Here is an 18,717-nt window from a genome sequence, read left to right as displayed (position 1 = left end):
ACTTTGGTACCGGAGCGCGCTACCGGCCCTGGTTCGCCACGGCGGCCGCGGCCTCCTTGGCGGCCTCCGGGTCCAGGTACGTCCCGCCCACGGTGACCGGCTTGAGGTCTTCGGTGAGGTCGTAGCGCAGCGGGATGCCGGTCGGGATGTTGAGCCCGGCGATCGCGTCGTCGGAGATGCCGTCGAGGTGCTTCACCAGCGCCCGCAGCGAGTTCCCGTGCGCGGCGACGAGCACGGTCTTGCCCGCGCGCAGATCCGGCACGATCTCGGACTCCCAGTACGGCAGCAGCCGCGCGACGACGTCCTTGAGGCACTCGGTCAGCGGGGCGGCGTCGCCGAGGTCGGCGTAGCGCGCGTCGCCCACCTGGCTGAACTCGTCGGCCGGGTCGATCGGCGGCGGCGGGGTGTCGTAGGAGCGGCGCCAGAGCATGAACTGCTCCTCGCCGAACTCGTCGAGGGTCTGCTTCTTGTTCTTGCCCTGGAGCGCGCCGTAGTGGCGCTCGTTGAGGCGCCAGTCGCGCTTCACCGGGATCCAGTGCCGGTCGGCGGCGTCGAGCGCCAGGTTGGCGGTCGAGATCGCGCGGCGCATCAGCGACGTGTGCACGACGTCCGGCAGCAGGCCGGACTCCGCGAGCAGCTGCCCGCCCTTGCGTGCCTCCTGCTCGCCCTGCTCCGACAGCGGCACGTCCACCCAGCCGGTGAACAGGTTTTCGGCGTTCCACGTGCTCTGCCCGTGACGCAGCAGCACCAGAGTCCCAAGCTCAGCCATGGGGTTCAGCCTGCCAGAGGGAGCGGAAGCGCCGGTCAGAGGGCCGCGCTTGGCTTTATTTCTACGGAGAGTGCGTTACCCGCGAGTAACACCTTCACCCGTCCAGAAGACGGGTTGCCAACAAGTGCCGTTCCCTGGAAATCAGGCTGCACTCCGTTATCCCGGTTTTGGAATTTCACTCGAACGGAGTAACCGGTAGTCTTGTGATTACAGGTGGAGATCTGACAGGTTGACTAAGTCCCGCGCGGCCGGATTCCACGCACTCCCCGGCTCGACGCGGGTGACGACCGCGACTCGTCTCCCCCCTGCCGAGTCGCGGCGCCCGCCGGCCCCGTTGGCATCCCCCTCGTCACCGGGTCCACCTTGGCGGGAACTTCAGCGGGGCGGCTCGAGATCGCGACTCCCCCCTCCCTCGAGCCGTCCCGCCTGTTCATCTTCGGGGAGTCTCGTGAGTGGCAAGGCACTGCCGGTGCGCGGGTAGCAGTTTCGTGTGCCTGAACGGACGACACGCGTGTCGGAATGGACGACACACGTGATTGAGCGGACGACTCGTGACACCCCGGCCCGGGTCGTGTCGTCCATCCAGTCACGTGTGTCGTCCGCCGGATCACGCGTGTCGTCCATCCAGACCCCGAACGGTCACCGGGGGCTTGGCGGCTCAGTCCAGCGGGGGCGCGGACGGCAGATCCGAAGCGGTCGCCATCGCGGGTTCCGCCGGACGGCGCCGCTTGCGCAGCCACCACACCAGCGCGGCCGCGGGCACACCGAAGACCAGCACGAACGGCGCCATCGCACCGAGCACGGTCAGCAGACCGCCACCGAAGGTCAGGAACGCGTCCCAGCCGTCGGCGAGCCCGCCGAGGAACCCGCTGCGGGACTGCTCCGCCGCCGCGACCGTCTCCGCCTTCACCTGCAACGAAATCGTCGACATGGCGACACTGCCCGCCAGGCTTTCACGCCGCTTCTGGAGCGACTCGAGCTCGGCTTCCCGGCTCGTCAGCTCGCTCTCCACCGAGGCGATCTCCGAGACCGAAGTCGCCCTCGCGAGCAGCGCGCGGATGCGCTCGACGCTCGCCCGCTGCGTCGCCAGCCGCGATTCGACGTCGACCATCTGCTCGGTCACGTCCGTCGCGGTGACCTCGCGCCGGACCTGCTTCCCGAGCTTGCCGAGCTGGTCCAGCACGCCGTCGAGGCGCTCGGAGGGCACGATGACGTTCACCGACGCCCGCTTCTCCTGCGTGCTCTCCTGCCCGGTGTAGCCGGCGGCGCCCTGGGTGATGACGCGCACCTGCGAGATCACGTCCGCGACGTTCGGGGCGGTGAGCTCCAGGCTCGCCGTGCGCACCAGCTTGCGGTCGGTGATCCCCGGCTGCCCCGCGGGCGCCGGCGCCTTGCCCGAACCCGCCTTGCTGTCGGTCGCCTCTTTGTTCGGCACCCCTTCTTTGGGCGCCGCCTGCTTGGTGTCGGCCGACATCGGCATCGCGGCCGGCTCACCGCCGGAATCGTTCGCTGAGCAGCCCGCCAGCGCCAGCACGATGCCGGCGGCCGCGACCCATCTCAATCCCTTGTGCATGAAAACCGTCTCCCTCCAGTGCTGCGGAAAGAGACGGAACGGACGACGGTGCCGTTGCACCGTCCGGGTCACGAGTCGGTCAAGGCCCCGGGCTCGTGCCCGTTCGAAGGCTCGACGAGATGTTTGAACGCCTGAAGGTTCGCCAGCGATTCGCCGCGCGAGACGCGCCAGTCCCATTCGCGTTTGATCGATTCGGCGAACCCGAGTTCCAGCAGGGTGTTGAAATCGCCGTCGGCGGCTTCCAGCACCTGCCCGAGGATCTTGTCCAATTCGGCTTCGGTGACCGTGTCCAGCCCGAACCGGCCGACCAGGTAGATGTCGCCCATCGCGTCCACGGTGTAGTGCACGCCGTACAGTTTCGCGTTGCGGCGCAACAGAAAGCGGTAAACGTCCTCATGGGACTCATCAGGACGGCGGCAGACGAAGGCTTCGACGGCGAAAGCGTGGTCACCGGCGACGAGCCAGCAGTTGGTCTGCAGCTTCTTGGTGCCGGGCAACGTGACGAAGTACTTTCCCTCGCCACGCCTGTCGTATTTCAGGCCCGCATTGTCCAAAGAGGACCGCAAGGTCTCGTCGAGCGTCAAACCGCCACCTCCGCGCGCTGTTCGAGGGCACGCCGGAACGCGCCGGTCGCTTGAGCGTACGTGTCCAGCAGGCGGTCCGTCGTCCGGCGCCAGGAGAAGCGCCGCGCGTGGACGACGGCGTTGGCCGAAAGCTCGGCACGCCGCTCGGGCCGCAGCGCGACGTTCGCGAGCGCGCCCGCCCAGTCCTTCGCGTCGTGCGAAGGCACGAGCAGCCCGGAGACACCGTGCGGGACCGCCACCGGCAGCCCGCCGACCTCGGCCGCGATCACCGGTGTCCCGCAGGCCTGCGCTTCGAGCGCGACCAGCCCGAACGACTCGTTGTAGCTCGGCACGGCGACGATGTCGGCCGCCCGGTAGACGTCGACCAGCGACTGGCCGGGCTGCGGCGGCATGAACCGGGTCTGCGCCTCGATCCCGAGGGAGACGGCCAGTTCACGCAGGGCCTGCGGCTGCTCCAGCCCGGTCCCGGACGGGCCGCCGACGATCAGCACCACCAGCCGCGAAGCCAGCTCCGGCCGCTCACGCAGCATTTCGGCCGCGGCCAGCAGGAGGACGTCCGGCGCCTTCAACGGCTGGATCCGGCCCGCGAAGGCCAGCACGATCGCGTCTGCCGGGAGGCCGAGCGCCCGGCGCGCGGCGGCCTGGGAGCCGGGCGTGAAGCGGTCGAGGTCGACGCCGGGCGGGATGGCGTGCACGGCGTGCGGGTCGGCTTCGTACAGCTCGATCAGCTCGCGGGCCTCGACGCGGGTGTTCGCGACCAGGCAGTCCGCCTCCTCGACGACCTGCTCCTCGCCGATCACGCGGGTGCGCGGCTCGGGGGTGTCACCCTCGGCCAGCGCGGCGTTCTTGACCTTCGCCAGGGTGTGCGCGGTGTGCACCAGCGGCACGCCCCATCGGTCGCGGGCGAGCCAGCCCGCCTGGCCGGAGAGCCAGTAGTGCGAATGGATGAGGTCGTAGTAGCCCGGCTCGTGGAACGCCTCGGCCCGCAGCACCCCGGCCGTGAAGGCGCACAGCTGCGCGGGCAGCTCGTCGCGTCCCAGCGGCTCGAACGGCCCGGCCGGGATGTGCCGGACGAGCACGCCGGGCGCCAGTTCGGCGATCGGCGGCTGGTCCGAGGACGTGGCCCGCGTGAACACCTCGACCTCGACGCCGCGGCGGGCCATCTCGGTGGCCGTCTGGCTCACGTAGACGTTCATGCCCCCGGCGTCGCCGGTACCCGGCTGTTCCAGCGGAGAAGTGTGCAACGACAGCACCGCGACGCGCCTGGGCGCGGCGTCGAACCCATGCAGAGGGATCGTCACCTGGTCAACACTCCCGAAGTCCTACTGATCGGCGAACCCGCGCAGCAGTTCACCGAACTCGTCCGCCGCTTCGGCGAACGGCAGATGCCCCACCTCAGGTAGCCAACGCACGACGGCCCCCTGAATCTTCCCCGCCGCGTATTCCGCCGCCGTCGGATCGATCACAGCGTCCGCGAGACCATGGACGATAAGTGCCGGTTTGTCCAGATCACGAAGGACGTCCTCGCTTCCGACGTCACGCCGGAACAGCGCGGAGCGCACCGCGGGCGGCGTCGAAAGGCAGGCGCCGAGCAGCGATTGGGTGAGCGTGCCGGACACCGGCGCCGTCGTCATCCGCGCGCTGAACTGCACCAACGCCGGAATCGCGACCGCCGGATCGTCCGAAAGCACCGCCGGGATGGCGTCGCGCATCGCGGGCCCGACCTTGCCGCCGGGGCGGTTCTTGCCGATTTCTGTGATAGCGCCCACAAAAACGACGCCGCTGAGCCGCGAAGAGCCGTGCACCCGGAGGTAGTCGGTGATGACCAGCCCGCCGTAGGACCAGCCGACGACGATCGCGTCTTCGCCCGCGAAGTCGAGAACGGAGGCGAGATCCTCCGCCCACACCCGCGGATCGTCGTAGCCGGCGGAGGGCACTTCGGAATCCCCGTGACCGCGCAGATCCATCGCGACCAGGCGGAACCGCTCACTGAGCGCGGGATCCGCCAGCTGCGGCGCCCAGGCCCGGCTCGACTGGGCCCAGCCGTGCACGAACACGATCGGACGGGTGTTCTCGGCGCCTTCGACCCACAAGCCGATGCGAGTCCCGCCGTAGCCGACTACCTCGGTCTTCATGGTCGCCAGCCTATGAGGTCGGCCGGGTTGGTCGTGAGTGGCGTTTCGGGTTAGAACCCGAAACGCCACTCACGACCACCTGTACCGAACGGCCACCGGCGCCCTTGTCACTTGGTTACTTGATCGCCGAGAGGGCCTTCCAGGACTTCCAGTCGTAGAACCAGTCCTTGACGTCCGATTTGGTCGGGCTGCCCAGTTTCGAACCGGTGATCTCGACCGGGTCGCCGATCATCGCCGAGTCGAAGTACTTCTTGGCGTCCGCTTCGAGCAGGTTCACGCAGCCGTGCGAGGTGTTGGCCTTGCCGATGTTCGCCGCGTTGTCCTGGTTCTCGTGGATGTACTCGCCGTTGTTCGAGATCCGGCAGGACCACTTCTTGTTGACGTTGGTGTAGCCGTAGCGCGCGTTGTCGAACCGCGCCATCGGCTCCTTCGTCATCACGATGAACGTGCCGTTGGGGGTGTTGCGCTGGACGTCGGAGTCCAGGCCGTTCGAGCACGGGTAGCTCGCCGATTCCGCCCCGCCCCGGTAGACCTTCATCACGTGGTCCGGGGTGTTGATCTTGACCACCTGGTTGCGGCCGATCTTGAACTCGGTGGTCACGTCGGCCTTGCCGTACGCGCCGCCGCCGAGCGCGACGCCGTAGAGCTTCGCCTCGACGTTGACCTTGATGTTCGCGGGCCAGTACTCCTTGGGCCGCCAATCGACCTGCGTGTCCGACAGCCAGCCCCAGGACCCCTCGACGTCCTTGTCGGTCTTCACCTTGAGCGCCTTCTCGGCGGCCGCCTTGTCCTTGACCGGGGACGCGAACTTCACGCTGATCGGCATCGCGACGCCGACCTCGGCGTCGTCGGTCGGGTTCAGCGTGGCGCGAACCTCCTTGGCCGGCTTGACCGTGCTGAAGGAGCCCTTGAACTCGGCGGGCTTGTTGTCGCTGCCGGTGGCCTTCGCGGCGTACGTGTACGTCTTGCCGTAGCCGAGCACCTCGGTGCTGGTCCAGGTGAGCCCGTCGGCGGAAAGCTCGCCCTTGACGTCCTTGCCGCTGTCGCCGGTGACCTTGACCTCGGTGAGCTTGCCGTCGGCGACCTTCACCACGACCGGCGTCACCACGGAGGCGTCCTTGGCGTCGGCGGCGGGTTCGGCGGTGATCTTCGCGACCGGGGCGGCGCCCTGTTCCCCGCCACCGCTGCCTTCCGGCTTGGCGTTGCCGCCTTCCTCGCTGGAGCAGGCGGCGGCCAGCATGGCCGCCCCCGCGGCGAGCGCGGCCTTGAACACCGTGCGCCGTTCGATCACCGTGTACCTCCCATGAAGATCCCCGCGAGCCTCTACCCGCTCAGCGCCGGGAACCTCTCCGACGTTACCCGCGGCGACGGAACTCGCCCTCGCCCCTCAGAGGGATAGACGCACGAGGGTGGCGTGGGGTTGTTCGGTCAAAGCGCGCAGTTGATGAGCAAGGGTTCAGGGTGCAGCGAAACGCCGAAGCGAGCCTCGACTCCGTCGCGCACTTCGCGCGCCAGAGCGAGAAGGTCGTCGGTCGAGGCCTTGCCCCGGTTCGTGAGCGCGAGCGTGTGCTTCGTCGACAGCGAGACCCGGCCACCGGGCCCTTCGTGGCCCTTCGCGAACCCGGCCCGCTCGATCAACCAGGCCGCGGACAGCTTCGTGCCGCCGGGCGCCGGGTACTGCGGCACGCGCACGTCCTCGCCGACGACATCCACGATGCCCGCCAGCACCTTCGCCAGCCGCGCCTCGCCGATGATCGGGTTGGTGAAGAACGAGCCCGCGCTCCAGGTGTCGTGGTCGTCGGCGTCCAGGACCATCCCCTTGCCGCGACGCAGCCCGAGGACCGCTTCGCGTGCTTCGGCCGCCGGGACCCGGTCACCGATCTCGACGCCGAGCGTGCGGGCGAGTTCGGCGTAGCGGATCGGGGCGGAGAGGCCGTCTTCGCTGACCCTGAAACGCACTGTGAGCACGACGCCCGCGTCGGTCCCCTTCAGGATCGACGTGCGATACCCGAAGCCGAGCTCTTCGGCGGGCAGCGTGCGGATTTCGCGGGTGGCGCGGTCGTAGAGATCGACCGAGACCAGGGATTCGGCCACCTCGCAGCCGTACGCGCCGACGTTCTGGATCGGCGTCGCGCCGACCGAGCCGGGGATCCCGGAGAGGCATTCGAGCCCGCCGACGCCCTCGGCGACCAGGCCCTCGACGAAACCGTCCCAGTTCTCGCCCGCCGCGACCTCGACGAGATCTCCGTCACGTGTCCAGCCGGTGTTGCCGACCTTCAGCACCGTGCCCTCGAAACCGTCGTCGGCGACGACGAGGTTCGACCCGCCGCCGAGCAGCAGGACCGGCTCGCCCGCCTCGTCGGCCTCGCGGACCGCGTCGACCAGGGCCCGCACGGTCTTCGCCTCGGCATAACGCCGCGCCGGACCGCCGAGGCGCAACGTGGTGTGGTCGGCGAGGGTGGGAGTTTCGGCAGTGCTCACGCCCGTGAACGGTACTGTCTGGCGCCATGGCCTCCCGTATCGAGCACCGTTCGGCGTTCTCCGCAGACCTCGCGACCACGTTCGACGCGGTCGCAGGCGAGGCCGCGCTGCGGGCGCGGCTGGAGCAGATCGGCGGCGACGACGCGGAACTGCTGGAGTACGTCCCGGCCGAGGACGGAGTGCGCTACAAGCTGCGTCAGGGCATCAGCTCGGACAAGCTCCCGTCGGCCGTGCGGACGCTGCACCGGGGCGATCTGATCGTCGAGCGCGAGCAGAGCTGGAAGGCGGCCGGGGACGGCTACACCGGCACCGCGACGGCGGCGGTGTCGGGCGTGCCGGGCGAGATCACCGCGAAGACGTCGCTGACCGCCGAAGGCGAGCGGACGACGCTGGTGAACAGCGGCCAGGTCAAGGTGCGGATCCCGTTCGTCGGCGGAAAGCTGGAAGGCGTGATCGCCGAACAGGTAACCAAGCTGCTGGAGCGCGAGGCGGAATTCGTCGCGAAATGGCTGGCCGAGCGCTGAAACCGGTCGGGGCACCGACCCGGGGCACGACCAACCCGAACCGGCTCCGCCGGGTGGACCGGTGGCTCGCGAGCGATCCGGGGGTGACGCGGCTGCTGCGCCGCGCGAACGAACCGCTCGTGGTGGATCTCGGCTACGGCGCCTCACCGGTGACCACGGTCGAGATGGCGCGATGGCTGCGCACCGTCCGCCGTGATGTCCGCGTGCTCGGCCTGGAGCTGGACGCCGAACGGGTCGCCGTCGCGCAATCCGCCGTCGACAAGCCGTGGCTGGACTTCCGGCGCGGCGGCTTCGAGCTGGCCGGGGCACGGCCGGTGCTGGTGCGCGCGTTCAACGTCCTGCGGCAGTACGACGAAGCCGAGGTCCCGGGTGCCTGGTCGCTCATGCTGGACGCGATGACGCCGGGCGGGCTCCTCGTCGAGGGCACCTGCGACGAGATCGGACGGCTGAGCACCTGGCTCGCCGTCGGGCACGACGGGCCGCGCACGCTGACCCTGTCGGTACATCTCGCCAGCTTGGAACGTCCGTCCACAGTGGCCGAACGGCTGCCCAAGATCCTCATTCATCGCAACGTTCCCGGCGAACGGGTCCACGAACTACTGTCCACTTTGGATATCTGCTGGGCGACAGCCGCGCCGCATCAGAACTTCGGCGTCCGTGCCCGCTGGGCGCACGCCGTCCATCTGCTCACCGCCCGGGGCTGGCCGGTGCTGAACCGGCCGTCGCGGTGGCGGCTGGGTGAACTCACCGTGCCGTGGTCCTCGGTGGCCCCGGACTAGGAATTCACCGGTCGAACCCCGCTCCGTCACCCCAAAGCGACCTGCGGTGATCACCATGGAACCGTGGAACTGCTGGAGTACGTCACCGGGCTGCTCGAGGGCACGCTCGGATCGCCCTGGTTGTGGGTGATCGTGTTCCTCGTGTCCGGGTTGGACGCGCTCCTGCCGTTCATGCCGAGCGAGACCACCGTCATCACCGTCGCCGTCCTGATCGGCACGGACTTCTCCTTGCTGGCACTGCTCGCGCTGATCGCCGCGCTCGGGGCCTGGTTGGGCGACTGTCTCGGCTACACCGTCGGCGCCGCCGCGGGCCCGCGGGCGCTCGCCCGCCTGCAACGCGGTCCGGACGGTGTCCGGCGCTACGAATGGGCGAAGATCCAGGTGCGGCGCAACGCGGTCCTGCTGATCCTCGCCGCCCGCTACCTGCCCGGCGGCCGCGTCGCGAGCGGGCTCGCCAACGGCAGCCTCGGCTACCCGCCTCGCAAGTTCGTCGCGCTCGACGCCCTCGGCGCGGGCATCTGGGCGGTGTACAGCGTCCTGATCGGGCTCGTCGGCGGAGCGGCCTTCGCGGACGAGCCGGAGAAGGGCCTTCTGCTGTCCTTCGCACTCGGCTTGCTGCTGGTCGCGGCGATCGAGATCGGGCGGCGGGTCCGGGTGCGCATCCTGACCCGGCGCCGCGCGGCGGCCGGGACCAGCGACAATGGTGTGCGTGTCGAACCCTGAACGTCGCTATGTGATCTCCTTCGGCTGCCCTGACCGCACCGGCATCATCGCCCGTATCTCGGGTTTCCTCGCCGAGCACGGCGGCTGGATCGTCGAAGCGGCGTATCACACGGACCCGGACACCGGCTGGTTCTTCACCCGCCAGGTAGTCCGCGCCGATTCGCTCCCGTTCGACGCCGCCGAGCTGCGCACGCGCTTCGCCGAGGTCGCGAAGTCGCTTTCGAGCGAGTCGAGCTGGCAGGTCAGCGACACCGGCGAACGCCGCCGCGCGGTGATCCTCGTCTCCAAGGCCGGGCACTGCCTCTACGACCTGCTCGGCCGCGTCGCGTCCGGCGAACTGGACGTCGACGTCGCCGCCGTCATCGGCAACCACGCGTCGCTGGGCGACATCACCCGCGCCCACGGCATCCCGTTCCACCACGTGCCGTTCCCCGCCGGCGACCCGGCCGCCAAGGCTGCGGCGTTCGCCGAGGTACGGAAACTCGTCGACGAGCACGACCCGCACGCCGTCGTCCTCGCCCGGTTCATGCAGGTCCTGCCGCCGGAGCTGTGCGAGGCGTGGGCCGGGCGGGCGCTCAACATCCACCACAGCTTCCTGCCGTCGTTCGTCGGCGCGCGGCCGTACCACCAGGCCCACGCGCGCGGGGTGAAGCTCATCGGCGCGACCTGCCACTACGTCACCGCCGACCTCGACGCGGGCCCGATCGTCGACCAGGACGTCATCCGCGTCGACCACGGCGACTCGGTCGAGGACATGGTCCGCAAGGGCCGCGACATCGAAAAGGTGACGCTGGCGCGCGGGTTGCGGTGGCATCTGGAGGGGCGTGTGCTGGTGCACGGGAACCGGACTGTCGTCTTCTAGTGGTTCACTGTCGCTATGGGGACCTCAGAGATCAAGGTGATCGAGACGCTCGAAGCGCTGCGTGAGCACCTCGGCCACCCGGCCGAGCGGACCAAGGGGAAGATCATCCCCTTCCTCGATCCGCACGCGCGCACGCTGATCGAACACTCGCCGTTCTACCTGCTGGCGACGGCGTCGTCCGACGGGACCTGTGACGTCTCGCCGCGCGGCGACCCCGCCGGTTCCGTGAAGGTGCTCGACGACAAGACTCTGGTGCTGGCGGACCGGCCGGGCAACAAACTGCTCGACAGCCAGACCAACATCCTCGAAAACCCGCACGCCGGGCTGCTGTTCCTGATCCCGGGGATGAACGAGACCCTGCGGATCAACGGCCGCGCGAAACTGGTCGCGGACGCGCCGTTCTTCGACGACCTGGTGGTCAAGGGGAAGCGGCCGGCGCTGGCGATCCTGGTCGAGGTCGAAGAGCTGTACATGCACTGCGCCAAGGCTTTCCTGCGGTCGTCGCTGTGGAAGCCGGAGACGTGGCCGGAGCGGTCGAGCCTGCCGACCGCGGGCCAGATCTTCCGTGACCAGATGAAGCTGGACGTGTCGGCGGAGGCGCTCGATGCGGCGCTGACCGAAGGCGCGCTCACCACGCAGTACTGAGCCCCAGATGTCATGAAAGGGTCGTTCAGGACAAAAAATGTCCTGAACGACCCTTTCATGACATCCAGCGGGAGGCGGGTCAGACGCGGACCAGCATCTTGCCGGTGTTCGCCCCGCCCAACAGGTCCAGGAACGCCTGCGGCGCGTTGCGGATACCGTCCACAATGGTCTCCGAGTACTTCAGCCGCCCGGAGGCGACCAGCGGAGCGACCTCCCGCACGAACTGCGGCTGCAGCGCGTAGTGGTCACCGACCAGCATGCCGCGCATGGTGAACCGCTTCGCGATGATCGACGCGAGATTGCGCGGCGCCGCGGCCGGTTCGGTGTTGTTGTAGACCGAGATCATCCCGCAGATCGCCATGCGGCCGTGCAGGTTGATCGAGTCGATGGCCGCTTCGAGGTGCTCGCCGCCGACGTTGTCGAAGTACACGTCGATACCTTCGGGCGCCGCCGCGCGCAGCTGCTCGGCCACCGGGGCGTCCTTGTAGTTGAACGCCGCGTCGAAGCCCAGCTCGTCGGTCAGCCACTTGACCTTGTCGTCCGTGCCAGCGCTGCCGATGACCCGCTTCGCGCCCTTCAGCTTCGCCAGCTGGCCGACGACCGACCCGACGGCACCCGCCGCGCCGGACACGAAGACGGTGTCGCCCTCCTTGAACTCGGCGACCTCGAGCAGTCCGGCGTACGCGGTGAGCCCGGTCATGCCGAGGACGCCGAGGTACGCCGTGATCGGGGCGGCCTCCGGGTCCACCTTCACCGCGTGCTTCGCGGCGACGACGGCGTGCGAACGCCAGCCGAGGCCGTGCAGCACGATGTCACCGGGCTTGAAATCGTCCACGGTGGACTCGATCACTTCACCGACGGCACCGCCGTGCATGACCTTGCCGACCTCGTACGGCTCGGCGTAGGACTTCGCGCTGCTCATCCGGCCGCGCATGTACGGATCCACGCTCAGCACCTGGTTGCGGACCAGGATCTGCCCCTCGCCCGGCACCGGGATCTCGACGTCGGCGATCTCGAAATTCTCCAGCGTCGGGACACCGTGCGGACGGGAGGCGAGCCGGATCTCGGTTGCGTTCACGAGGTAACTCCAAGTCTGTTGCCGAAGCGGGGCGATCGCCCCGTATTCACCTCGGGTACAACGAGCTAACCGGGGCGCTCATTCCGATTGTGGCGAGGGCTACACGACCTCGGCGAGCTTGCCGAGCACGCCCTCGTAGATCCGCTTGAGTCCACCGGGCGCGAAGGTCTTCTCGAAGAAGCCGCCGATGCCGCCCGCGCCGTCCCAGGTGGTCTCGATGCGGACGAGGCTGCCGCCCGGCACCTCGCGGACGGTCCAGGTGGTGACCATGCTGGAGTTCGCGTCGGTCTCGACGAGGGTGCCTTCGGACGGCTCGGTCACCGTCGCGGCGACGTCACGCACGCGCTTCGACGTGGCCTGAAGCTTCCAGCGCGCCTTCGTGCCCGCGCCGACGCCGCCTTCGATGACCTCGTAGTCGCGGTAGTGCTCCGTCAGCAGCTTCGGCCGGGTTTCGGCGTAGTCCGCGACGAGCGCCCTGACCTTGTCCGCCGGCGCCTCGATGGTGCGCTCCGCGACGGCCGTGACCTTTCCCATCCCACTCCCTTTCACCCGTGTGGCAAGACAGCGTCCACGATTCCACCGCTGCCCGCCGGAGGAACGCGCACCCCCTGCCCAGATGCAAGGAAAGGTCCTTTCCTCGCAAATTTTGCAAGGAAAGGACCTTTCATGGCACTCGAAGGGGGCTAGATGAGCGACTTCTCCTTCAGCCAGTCCTTCGCGACATCGCCCGGCTTCTCGCCGTCCGAGTCGACGCGCTTGTTCAGCTCACGCAGCTGCACCGTGTCGAGGGCCTTGCTCACGGCGTTGACGGCGGCCGCGAAGTCGGCGCCGCGCTCGTCGAGGACCTTCTTGTTCACCGCGGGCACGACGTTCTCGGTCGGCACGATGGCGAGGTCGTCCTCCAGCGCCACGAACTGCGGATCGCCGACGAGCGGGCTCACCGAGTCGACGGGGATGACGGTGACCTTGCCGGACCGCAACTGCTCGACGCGCGGGCCCGCCTCCTGCACCGTCTGGAACGTGGCCTTCAGCTTGTAGACGTCGGTGAAGCCCTTGAAGCAGGGCAGCCGCTCCGCGCATTCCGGAGCACCGGCGACGACGACGTCGCCGACCTTGGCCAGGTCGCTGATCTTCGCCAGCCCCTTCTCCTTGGCGAGATCGGCCTTCACGATGTAGGTGTTCTTGTTCTCCGCCGGCGAGTAGTCCAGCAGGCCGATACCGTCCGGCTCGAACAACTTCTTGAGCTGCTCGTGCTCGCCCGCCGCGTCCTTCGGGGCTTCCTTGCCGTAGCCGGTGGTGATGGCGGCGCCCTGGTACTCCGGGATGAACTGGAGCTCGCCGGACTTCAGCGCCGGGTAGATCAGCTCGCGCGAAGCGAGGTTCAGCTTGCGGGTGATCGGGTAACCCTTGGCCTCCAACGCGTTCGCGTACAGCTCGGCGAGGATCACGCTGTCGGTGAAGTTGAAGGAGGCGACCACGATCGGCGCCCCGCCCTTGCTCTGCGCGGCCGGGGCCGCCGCGTCGTCGCCGCCCCCACAGGCGGTCATACCGAGGACGGCGGCGGCGAGCACCGCGCCCACTCGAACATTCCGTGTCCAGCGCACGTGCACACTCCTATGACTCGTTCAGAGGAATGGACAGTATCTCCGGGTCACGACAGAATCCACATTTTGAGAGTTGCACCCTTGCGCTCCCAGAGAACGGAATCCCGCGCCCCGAACGGGGTAAGGTCGGCCGGTGCGAGCATCCTCCGTGTTCCCCGTTCCCGCCCAGGGCGGACGGCCGCTCTTCGAGTGGCGCTGGGTGGATCGCCACCTCGACGAGATCTTCGAGCGGCTCGGTGAGCACATCGTCCTGACCGCGGCGGCACTCGCCATCGGACTGGTGGTGTCGATCGGTGTTTCCGCGATTTCGCTGCGTCGCCGGTGGTTCTACGTCATCGCGTTGGGCACGGCCGGTTCCCTGTACGTCATCCCGAGTCTCGGCGCCTTCGCCGTTCTGGTTCCCTTCACCGGCCTGACGTCCTTCACCACAGCGGTGATCCCGTTGGCGACGTACACGTTGCTGATCCTCATCCGCAACATCGTCACCGGCGTCGAACAAGTACCCAAGGAGGTCCGCGAAGCCGCGATAGGCATGGGTTTCACGCGTGCGCGGTTGCTGTGGCAGGTCGAACTCCCGCTCGCGCTGCCGGTGGTGATCGCCGGCCTGCGGGTCGCGGCGGTGACCACGATCGGGCTCGTGACGGTGACCTCCATGCTCGGCAAGGGCGGCCTGGGGTACTTCATCCGCAACGGCATCCAGACCGCGACACCGAACCCGACGTCGATCATCGTCGGCGTCGGGCTTTCCGTGGTGCTGGCCGTGCTGGTGGATCTGCTGCTGTGGCTCGGTGGGCGCGCGCTCGCGCCGTGGTCGCGGAAGGCGGCGTCGCGATGAGCATCATCGACCAGACCATCGAATGGTTCGGCGAGCCGAACCGCTGGAGCTGGACCGATCCGGCGGGCGTGCCGTACCGGACGGTCGAGCATCTCCAGTTCTCCTTGCTGGCACTGGCGATCTCGGCCGTGCTGACGATCCCGCCCGCGTTGTGGCTGGCGCACTACCGCCGGGCGCAGTTCCTCGCGACCAGCGCGGTGAACATCGGCCGCGCGATCCCCAGCTTCGGGCTGGTGATCCTGTTCTGGTTCCTGGCTTCCCGGCTCGAAGCCGACACGAGCTTCTGGCCGTTGATGCTCGCGCTGGTGGCGTTGGCGCTGCCGCCGTTGTTCACCAACACCTACGCGGGCGTCATCCAGCTGGAGCAGGAAACCGTCGACGCCGCGCGCGGAACCGGCTACCGCGAGTGGCAGATCATGCTGCGCCTGGAGTTGCCGCTCGCCTCACCGGTCATCCTCGCGGGTGCCCGCGTCGCGTTCCTGCAACTGGTGGCGACGGTCGCGATCGGTGCGATCGTCAACGACGGCGGCGGGCTCGGACGGTACATTGTGGACGGTTTCGCGCTCGGCGAACCCGGCCACGGCGAGATTTTGGCGGGTGGGATCGCGGTCGTCGTGCTGGCTTTGGTGTGCGAAGGGGTTTTCGCGCTCGTCACGCGTTGGGTGACTCCTCGCGGGCTGGCGATCCAGTCCCGTGCGGAAACCCGTTCCTGAGCGCCGAAACCACCGCCGTCACCGCCGGGCCCAGCGCCCGGTCCTCCTCGACGGGCGGCACCAGCTCCCGCAGCCGCTTGTAGGTCGCGCCCAGCTCCGGCGCCCCATCCCCGGCTGCCAGCCACCGCGCCTGCGAACCCGTGATCAGCTCGCAGGCGGTGATGACGAACATCCGCGCGCAAGCGTCACGGAGCTGGTTCCCCGCCGCCCAGGCGAACGCCTGCACGTCCTCCTGCCCACCGGAGGTGTCTACGGAACCCAACGTCGCGGGCGTGGCCAGCCGCCGCAGCGCGTGTAACTCCCCCACCGCGCGTTTGTGCAACGGCACCAGCCCCGCCCGCGGCCCCGGCTCCACCGCGAGCTGCGCGGGAAGACCGCTGAACCGCTCGTCGAGCAACCGGTGCGTCCGCTGCACGCTCACTTCGCCGAGATGCACCAGCGCCGCCGTCACCGCGTCCATCCGCAGCCCGAGTTCGACGGCATGAAACCCGGTCGTGGACACGAATTCGCCATCGAGGAACACGGGTGAATCGGTCGGCACCGAGCGCCCGAGCACCTCGCCCAGTTCGGCGGCGACCCGCGTCAGATGAGCGAGCGCGCGCGGTGCCACCCGCACGGAAACGGGTGCCTGCACGACCGGCCGTTCGACGGCACCTTGGATCAGATCGCTCACTGCGCACAGGACCGAACGCAGCACCTGATCGTCTCCCGCCAACGCGGGGCGATAGACCCCTTGCGGCGCACCGAGAACGTCGATCGCGATGGCGGCGGCCAGCGTCTGGAGTTCCAGCACCTGCTGGACTTCGGTCCGCGCGAAAGTGGCGAGCGTCTCGGCCAGCGGCGAACCCTGGATGAGGGTCGCGGCCTCCTTGAGGCCTGGCTCGTACGGCTCGGCCAGCACCTCCGACGCGGGCGTCTCGACGCCGTCCACCAGCACGGTCCCGACGCCGAGGAAGGTCTGGAAGGCGTGCGCCAGCGGGATGATCTCGCCGGCGCTGCCCAGCCCCGTCCGCGGCACGGCGGGGGTGAACCCCTCGTTCAGCCGGTCGACGAGGAAGGTCACCAGCTCCGGGCTGGCGCCGGCTTCGGGCGCGAGCAGATCCCGCAGGCGCACCAGCAGCAGCCACCGCACCTCGTCGGCGGAGAGCCACGGCGGGCCGCCGACGGCACGGCCGATCAGCAGGTTCCGCTGGTGCTCGCTCGACGCGGGCGCGGCGACCCCCGCGAGCCGCCCCATGCCGGTGTTCACGCCGTAAACGGGGCGTTCACCCAGCGCGGCGAGGACCCCGGCACGGTTCTCGCCGAGCCTCGCCAGCAACGCCGGGTCGATCTCGATGACCTCCGCCTCGAAGGCGGAGGCCAGCGGGAAGTCCTTTGTGGACAGCCTCACTCGACGGGGCGCGCGAGCCCGTCGATCACCTCGGCGCCGGGCAGGGACGCGAGGACGGAGCCCGGGATCAGCAGCTTGCCGCCGCGGATACCGCTTCCGATGACCAGCTCGGGTTCGTCGGCGACGCGCTGGTCGATGAGGATCGGCCACTCCCCGGGCAGCCCGACCGGCGTGATGCCGCCGTACTCCATTCCGGTGAGCGAGACGGCCTCGTCCATCGGGGCGAAGGAGGCCTTGCGGACGTCGAGACGGCGCTTGATCACGCCGTTCACGTCGGCGCGGGTGGTGGCGAGGATCATCGCGGCGGCGAAGCGCACCTCACCGGCGCGTTTGCCGGCGACGACGACGCAGTTCGCGGACGCGGAGAGCGGTGAGCCGTACGCCTCGCAGAAGGCGGCGGTGTCGGCCAGCTCGGCGTCGATCTCGACGACGCCGACGGCGTCCGGATCGGGCAGGGCGGCGAGTGCCTTCGCGACGGGCTCGGCGAGCAGATCCGTGCGGGTGAGGGCGGGGACGACGGTGAGGCTTCCGGCGATGGTCCAGTCAGTCACACCGCCACCTTAATCACCAGTTACGGCCGCCGCGCTGGACCTCGATGAGCTTGGGCCGGACGTCCACGAGGTAGACCAGGACCGCGACCAGCGCGGGCAGCCACAGGATCATGCCGCCGCCGTAGAACTGGAAGAACGTCAGCACCACGGTGGATCCACCGGTGATGAGCATCCAGATGGGCTTGGTCTTCCGATCGGCGGCCGAATACGCGTCCGCACGCTGCAACAGCGCGTGCACGAACGCGAACAGCCCCGTCAGCGCGCCGCCCCAATGGATGGCGATGAGGATCCAGTTGGCAACGAACACGAACTCAGCTTACGTCAAACCGGGCGAATGACCCGGGCCCCCGGCACCGAAGCGGTGCCAGGGGCCCTGGAATTCACGCGGACCTTACTTCTCGGTGGTCTTCGGCGCGGTGGCCGGCTTCTTGGCGGCCGGGCTGGAGGTGGTGCGGCGCGCGGTGGTCGTGGTCTTCGGCGCGGTCTTGTTGGCGACCTTGCGCGAAGCCGAGCGGGTCTCGTGCGCGAGGTCGTCGCCGATCTCCTCGACCTCGTCGGCGATCTCGCCGGCGACCTCGGTCACCTTGCGGGCGGTCTTCTCGCCGACGGAGCGGGTGCCCTTGGTGACCTTGCCGAGCACGGTGTCGATGCGCTCACGGGCGTCGGTGGTCGCCCCCTCGACGCGGTCCTGCGCGGTGCTGATCGCGTCCTCGAGCTGCTCGATGGCCTTCTTGACCTGCGGCTGCGCGGCGATCTTGTCCCACGCCTGCTCACCGGACTCGGCCAGCTTGTTGTACAGCTTCAGCGCGGCCTCGGTGTACTCGTCGATGACCTTGCGCAGCTCGGCCGGGTCCAGCTTCTCGCGGAGACCCTCGACGTCGTGCGGGAGCTCTTCGATGTTCTTGCGGGCGGTCTCGCTGCCCTCGACGACCTTCTCCTTGGCCTTCGACACGGCGTCGACGACGGCCTGTCCGGCCAGGTTGCCGGCACCCAGGGCGGCCAGCAGCGGCGTGCGGACCTGGTCGAGGGCGGTGTGCTTGCGGTCGTTCTTCGTGGCGGTGGTCATGCTGTCTCCTTGGATTCGGCGGCTTGTTCTGGGGTTGGCGCCACCGGCTCTGGCTTCGCGGCGGCGTTCTCGCGGCGGAACGATTCGTAGACGTCGAGCAGGACCTGCTTCTGCCGTTCGGTCAGCTCGGTGTCGGCGCGGATCGCGTCGCCGACCGGGCCGCCCGTCGGCAGATCGAGGATTCCCGCTTGCACGTAGAGCGCCTCGGCCGAGATACGCAGGCCCTTGGCGATCTGCTGCAGGATCTCCGCGCTGGGTTTGCGGACCCCGCGCTCGATCTGGCTCAGGTACGGATTGGACACGCCGGCGAGTTTCGACAGCTGCCGCAAGGAGATCTTCGCGTTGCTGCGCTGCTGGCGGATGTACTCGCCGATGTCGGAAGCGATGTCCGCGACCTTCTCCATC

At 69.0% G+C, this 18,717-nt stretch carries 22 protein-coding genes; 7 read left to right on the top strand and 15 right to left on the bottom strand.

The window, feature by feature from the left end:
* Positions 1-19: 19 nt before the first annotated feature.
* The 7 genes from AORI_RS43300 to AORI_RS43270 all read right to left on the bottom strand — a co-directional run bounded on the left by AORI_RS43300 (position 20) and on the right by AORI_RS43270 (position 7,542).
* Positions 20-769 carry a phosphoglyceromutase gene (locus AORI_RS43300; RefSeq protein ID WP_043847866.1) on the bottom strand — a complete coding sequence of 250 codons (750 nt, stop codon included), beginning with the start codon at positions 767-769 and terminating at the stop codon, positions 20-22.
* 658 nt (positions 770-1,427) lie between these two features.
* Complete coding sequence (locus tag AORI_RS43295) at positions 1,428-2,342, bottom strand: DUF4349 domain-containing protein (RefSeq protein WP_016330908.1); 915 nt, start codon at positions 2,340-2,342, stop codon at positions 1,428-1,430.
* Between the two features lie 68 nt (positions 2,343-2,410).
* Complete coding sequence (locus AORI_RS43290) at positions 2,411-2,926, bottom strand: type III secretion system chaperone family protein (protein ID WP_016330907.1); 516 nt, start codon at positions 2,924-2,926, stop codon at positions 2,411-2,413.
* Positions 2,923-4,227, bottom strand: a complete 1,305-nt coding sequence (gene mshA, locus AORI_RS43285) for a D-inositol-3-phosphate glycosyltransferase (RefSeq protein ID WP_016330906.1) — start codon at positions 4,225-4,227, stop codon at positions 2,923-2,925. The genes AORI_RS43290 and mshA overlap by 4 nt, the downstream gene beginning before the upstream one ends.
* A 21-nt stretch (positions 4,228-4,248) precedes the next feature.
* The gene (locus tag AORI_RS43280; RefSeq protein WP_016330905.1) at positions 4,249-5,061 is read right to left on the bottom strand and encodes an alpha/beta fold hydrolase; all 813 of its coding nucleotides are present in this window, start codon (positions 5,059-5,061) and stop codon (positions 4,249-4,251) included.
* Positions 5,062-5,176: 115 nt separating this feature from the next.
* A complete protein-coding gene (locus tag AORI_RS43275) occupies positions 5,177-6,352 on the bottom strand; it encodes a L,D-transpeptidase (RefSeq protein WP_016330904.1) in 1,176 nt (391 codons plus the stop codon).
* Between the two features lie 137 nt (positions 6,353-6,489).
* Complete coding sequence (locus tag AORI_RS43270) at positions 6,490-7,542, bottom strand: UDP-N-acetylmuramate dehydrogenase (protein WP_016330903.1); 1,053 nt, start codon at positions 7,540-7,542, stop codon at positions 6,490-6,492.
* A 26-nt stretch (positions 7,543-7,568) separates the two neighbouring features.
* On the opposite strand from AORI_RS43270, the gene AORI_RS43265 reads away from it, so the two are divergent.
* The 5 genes from AORI_RS43265 to AORI_RS43245 all read left to right on the top strand — a co-directional run bounded on the left by AORI_RS43265 (position 7,569) and on the right by AORI_RS43245 (position 11,075).
* Positions 7,569-8,066, top strand: coding sequence for a DUF2505 domain-containing protein (locus tag AORI_RS43265; RefSeq protein ID WP_016330902.1), 498 nt, complete (start codon positions 7,569-7,571; stop codon positions 8,064-8,066).
* On the top strand, positions 8,048-8,845 hold the full coding sequence (locus AORI_RS43260) for a hypothetical protein (RefSeq protein ID WP_016330901.1): 798 nt from the start codon (positions 8,048-8,050) through the stop codon (positions 8,843-8,845). Before AORI_RS43265 ends, AORI_RS43260 begins: the two co-directional genes overlap by 19 nt.
* A gap of 63 nt (positions 8,846-8,908) precedes the next feature.
* Positions 8,909-9,568, top strand: coding sequence for a DedA family protein (locus tag AORI_RS43255; RefSeq protein ID WP_016330900.1), 660 nt, complete (start codon positions 8,909-8,911; stop codon positions 9,566-9,568).
* Positions 9,546-10,430 (top strand): formyltetrahydrofolate deformylase, encoded by an 885-nt coding sequence (gene purU, locus AORI_RS43250; RefSeq protein ID WP_200870952.1) that lies wholly within the window; start codon positions 9,546-9,548, stop codon positions 10,428-10,430. The genes AORI_RS43255 and purU overlap by 23 nt, the downstream gene beginning before the upstream one ends.
* 15 nt (positions 10,431-10,445) lie before the next feature.
* Entirely contained in the window at positions 10,446-11,075 is a 630-nt protein-coding gene (locus AORI_RS43245) for a pyridoxamine 5'-phosphate oxidase family protein (protein ID WP_016330898.1), read from the top strand.
* Positions 11,076-11,154: 79 nt separating this feature from the next.
* On the opposite strand, the gene AORI_RS43240 is transcribed toward AORI_RS43245, so the two are convergent.
* The 3 genes from AORI_RS43240 to AORI_RS43230 form a co-directional block, all read right to left on the bottom strand.
* Positions 11,155-12,153: an NADP-dependent oxidoreductase gene (locus tag AORI_RS43240; protein WP_016330897.1), complete on the bottom strand. Its 999-nt coding sequence runs from the start codon at positions 12,151-12,153 to the stop codon at positions 11,155-11,157.
* A gap of 99 nt (positions 12,154-12,252) precedes the next feature.
* Positions 12,253-12,687, bottom strand: coding sequence for an SRPBCC family protein (locus AORI_RS43235; protein WP_016330896.1), 435 nt, complete (start codon positions 12,685-12,687; stop codon positions 12,253-12,255).
* Positions 12,688-12,836: 149 nt separating this feature from the next.
* Positions 12,837-13,733, bottom strand: coding sequence for an ABC transporter substrate-binding protein (locus tag AORI_RS43230; protein WP_016330895.1), 897 nt, complete (start codon positions 13,731-13,733; stop codon positions 12,837-12,839).
* 172 nt (positions 13,734-13,905) lie between these two features.
* Between AORI_RS43230 and AORI_RS43225 the strand changes: the two genes are divergently transcribed.
* Both AORI_RS43225 and AORI_RS43220 read left to right on the top strand, forming a co-directional pair.
* Positions 13,906-14,592 carry an ABC transporter permease gene (locus tag AORI_RS43225; protein WP_016330894.1) on the top strand — a complete coding sequence of 229 codons (687 nt, stop codon included), beginning with the start codon at positions 13,906-13,908 and terminating at the stop codon, positions 14,590-14,592.
* Positions 14,589-15,305 (top strand): ABC transporter permease, encoded by a 717-nt coding sequence (locus AORI_RS43220; protein WP_043848531.1) that lies wholly within the window; start codon positions 14,589-14,591, stop codon positions 15,303-15,305. Before AORI_RS43225 ends, AORI_RS43220 begins: the two co-directional genes overlap by 4 nt.
* Here the strand turns inward: AORI_RS43220 and AORI_RS43215 are convergent.
* The 5 genes from AORI_RS43215 to AORI_RS43195 all read right to left on the bottom strand — a co-directional run bounded on the left by AORI_RS43215 (position 15,244) and on the right by AORI_RS43195 (position 18,716).
* A complete protein-coding gene (locus tag AORI_RS43215; protein WP_016330893.1) occupies positions 15,244-16,695 on the bottom strand; it encodes an aromatic amino acid lyase in 1,452 nt (483 codons plus the stop codon). The two genes, AORI_RS43220 and AORI_RS43215, sit on opposite strands and share 62 nt — an antisense overlap.
* Positions 16,692-17,246 (bottom strand): YbaK/EbsC family protein, encoded by a 555-nt coding sequence (locus AORI_RS43210; RefSeq protein ID WP_016330892.1) that lies wholly within the window; start codon positions 17,244-17,246, stop codon positions 16,692-16,694. The genes AORI_RS43215 and AORI_RS43210 overlap by 4 nt, the downstream gene beginning before the upstream one ends.
* 13 nt (positions 17,247-17,259) lie before the next feature.
* Entirely contained in the window at positions 17,260-17,553 is a 294-nt protein-coding gene (locus AORI_RS43205; protein ID WP_016330891.1) for a DUF2516 family protein, read from the bottom strand.
* Positions 17,554-17,637: 84 nt separating this feature from the next.
* Positions 17,638-18,312 carry a hypothetical protein gene (locus AORI_RS43200; RefSeq protein ID WP_016330890.1) on the bottom strand — a complete coding sequence of 225 codons (675 nt, stop codon included), beginning with the start codon at positions 18,310-18,312 and terminating at the stop codon, positions 17,638-17,640.
* Positions 18,309-18,716 (bottom strand): helix-turn-helix domain-containing protein, encoded by a 408-nt coding sequence (locus AORI_RS43195; RefSeq protein WP_016330889.1) that lies wholly within the window; start codon positions 18,714-18,716, stop codon positions 18,309-18,311. Before AORI_RS43195 ends, AORI_RS43200 begins: the two co-directional genes overlap by 4 nt.
* Position 18,717 lies beyond the last annotated feature (1 nt).

It is taken from the genome of Amycolatopsis keratiniphila (assembly GCF_000400635.2).
In the GTDB taxonomy this organism is placed as follows: Bacteria; Actinomycetota; Actinomycetes; order Mycobacteriales; family Pseudonocardiaceae; genus Amycolatopsis; species Amycolatopsis keratiniphila.
Note: the sequence above shows the minus strand (reverse complement) of the source record. Positions and strands in the feature narration are given on the sequence as shown.

What these genes read in the sequence shown, in the direction of transcription:
- AORI_RS43300 (WP_043847866.1), bottom strand. Translation starts at nt 769, where the DNA reads ATGGCTGAGCTTGGGACTCTGGTGCTGCTGCGTCACGGGCAGAGCACG.
- AORI_RS43295 (WP_016330908.1), bottom strand. Translation starts at nt 2,342, where the DNA reads ATGCACAAGGGATTGAGATGGGTCGCGGCCGCCGGCATCGTGCTGGCG.
- AORI_RS43280 (WP_016330905.1), bottom strand. Translation starts at nt 5,061, where the DNA reads ATGAAGACCGAGGTAGTCGGCTACGGCGGGACTCGCATCGGCTTGTGG.
- AORI_RS43265 (WP_016330902.1), top strand. Translation starts at nt 7,569, where the DNA reads ATGGCCTCCCGTATCGAGCACCGTTCGGCGTTCTCCGCAGACCTCGCG.
- AORI_RS43260 (WP_016330901.1), top strand. Translation starts at nt 8,048, where the DNA reads ATGGCTGGCCGAGCGCTGAAACCGGTCGGGGCACCGACCCGGGGCACG.
- purU (WP_200870952.1), top strand. Translation starts at nt 9,546, where the DNA reads ATGGTGTGCGTGTCGAACCCTGAACGTCGCTATGTGATCTCCTTCGGC.
- AORI_RS43245 (WP_016330898.1), top strand. Translation starts at nt 10,446, where the DNA reads ATGGGGACCTCAGAGATCAAGGTGATCGAGACGCTCGAAGCGCTGCGT.
- AORI_RS43235 (WP_016330896.1), bottom strand. Translation starts at nt 12,687, where the DNA reads ATGGGAAAGGTCACGGCCGTCGCGGAGCGCACCATCGAGGCGCCGGCG.
- AORI_RS43220 (WP_043848531.1), top strand. Translation starts at nt 14,589, where the DNA reads ATGAGCATCATCGACCAGACCATCGAATGGTTCGGCGAGCCGAACCGC.
- AORI_RS43200 (WP_016330890.1), bottom strand. Translation starts at nt 18,312, where the DNA reads ATGACCACCGCCACGAAGAACGACCGCAAGCACACCGCCCTCGACCAG.
- AORI_RS43195 (WP_016330889.1), bottom strand. Translation starts at nt 18,716, where the DNA reads ATGGAGAAGGTCGCGGACATCGCTTCCGACATCGGCGAGTACATCCGC.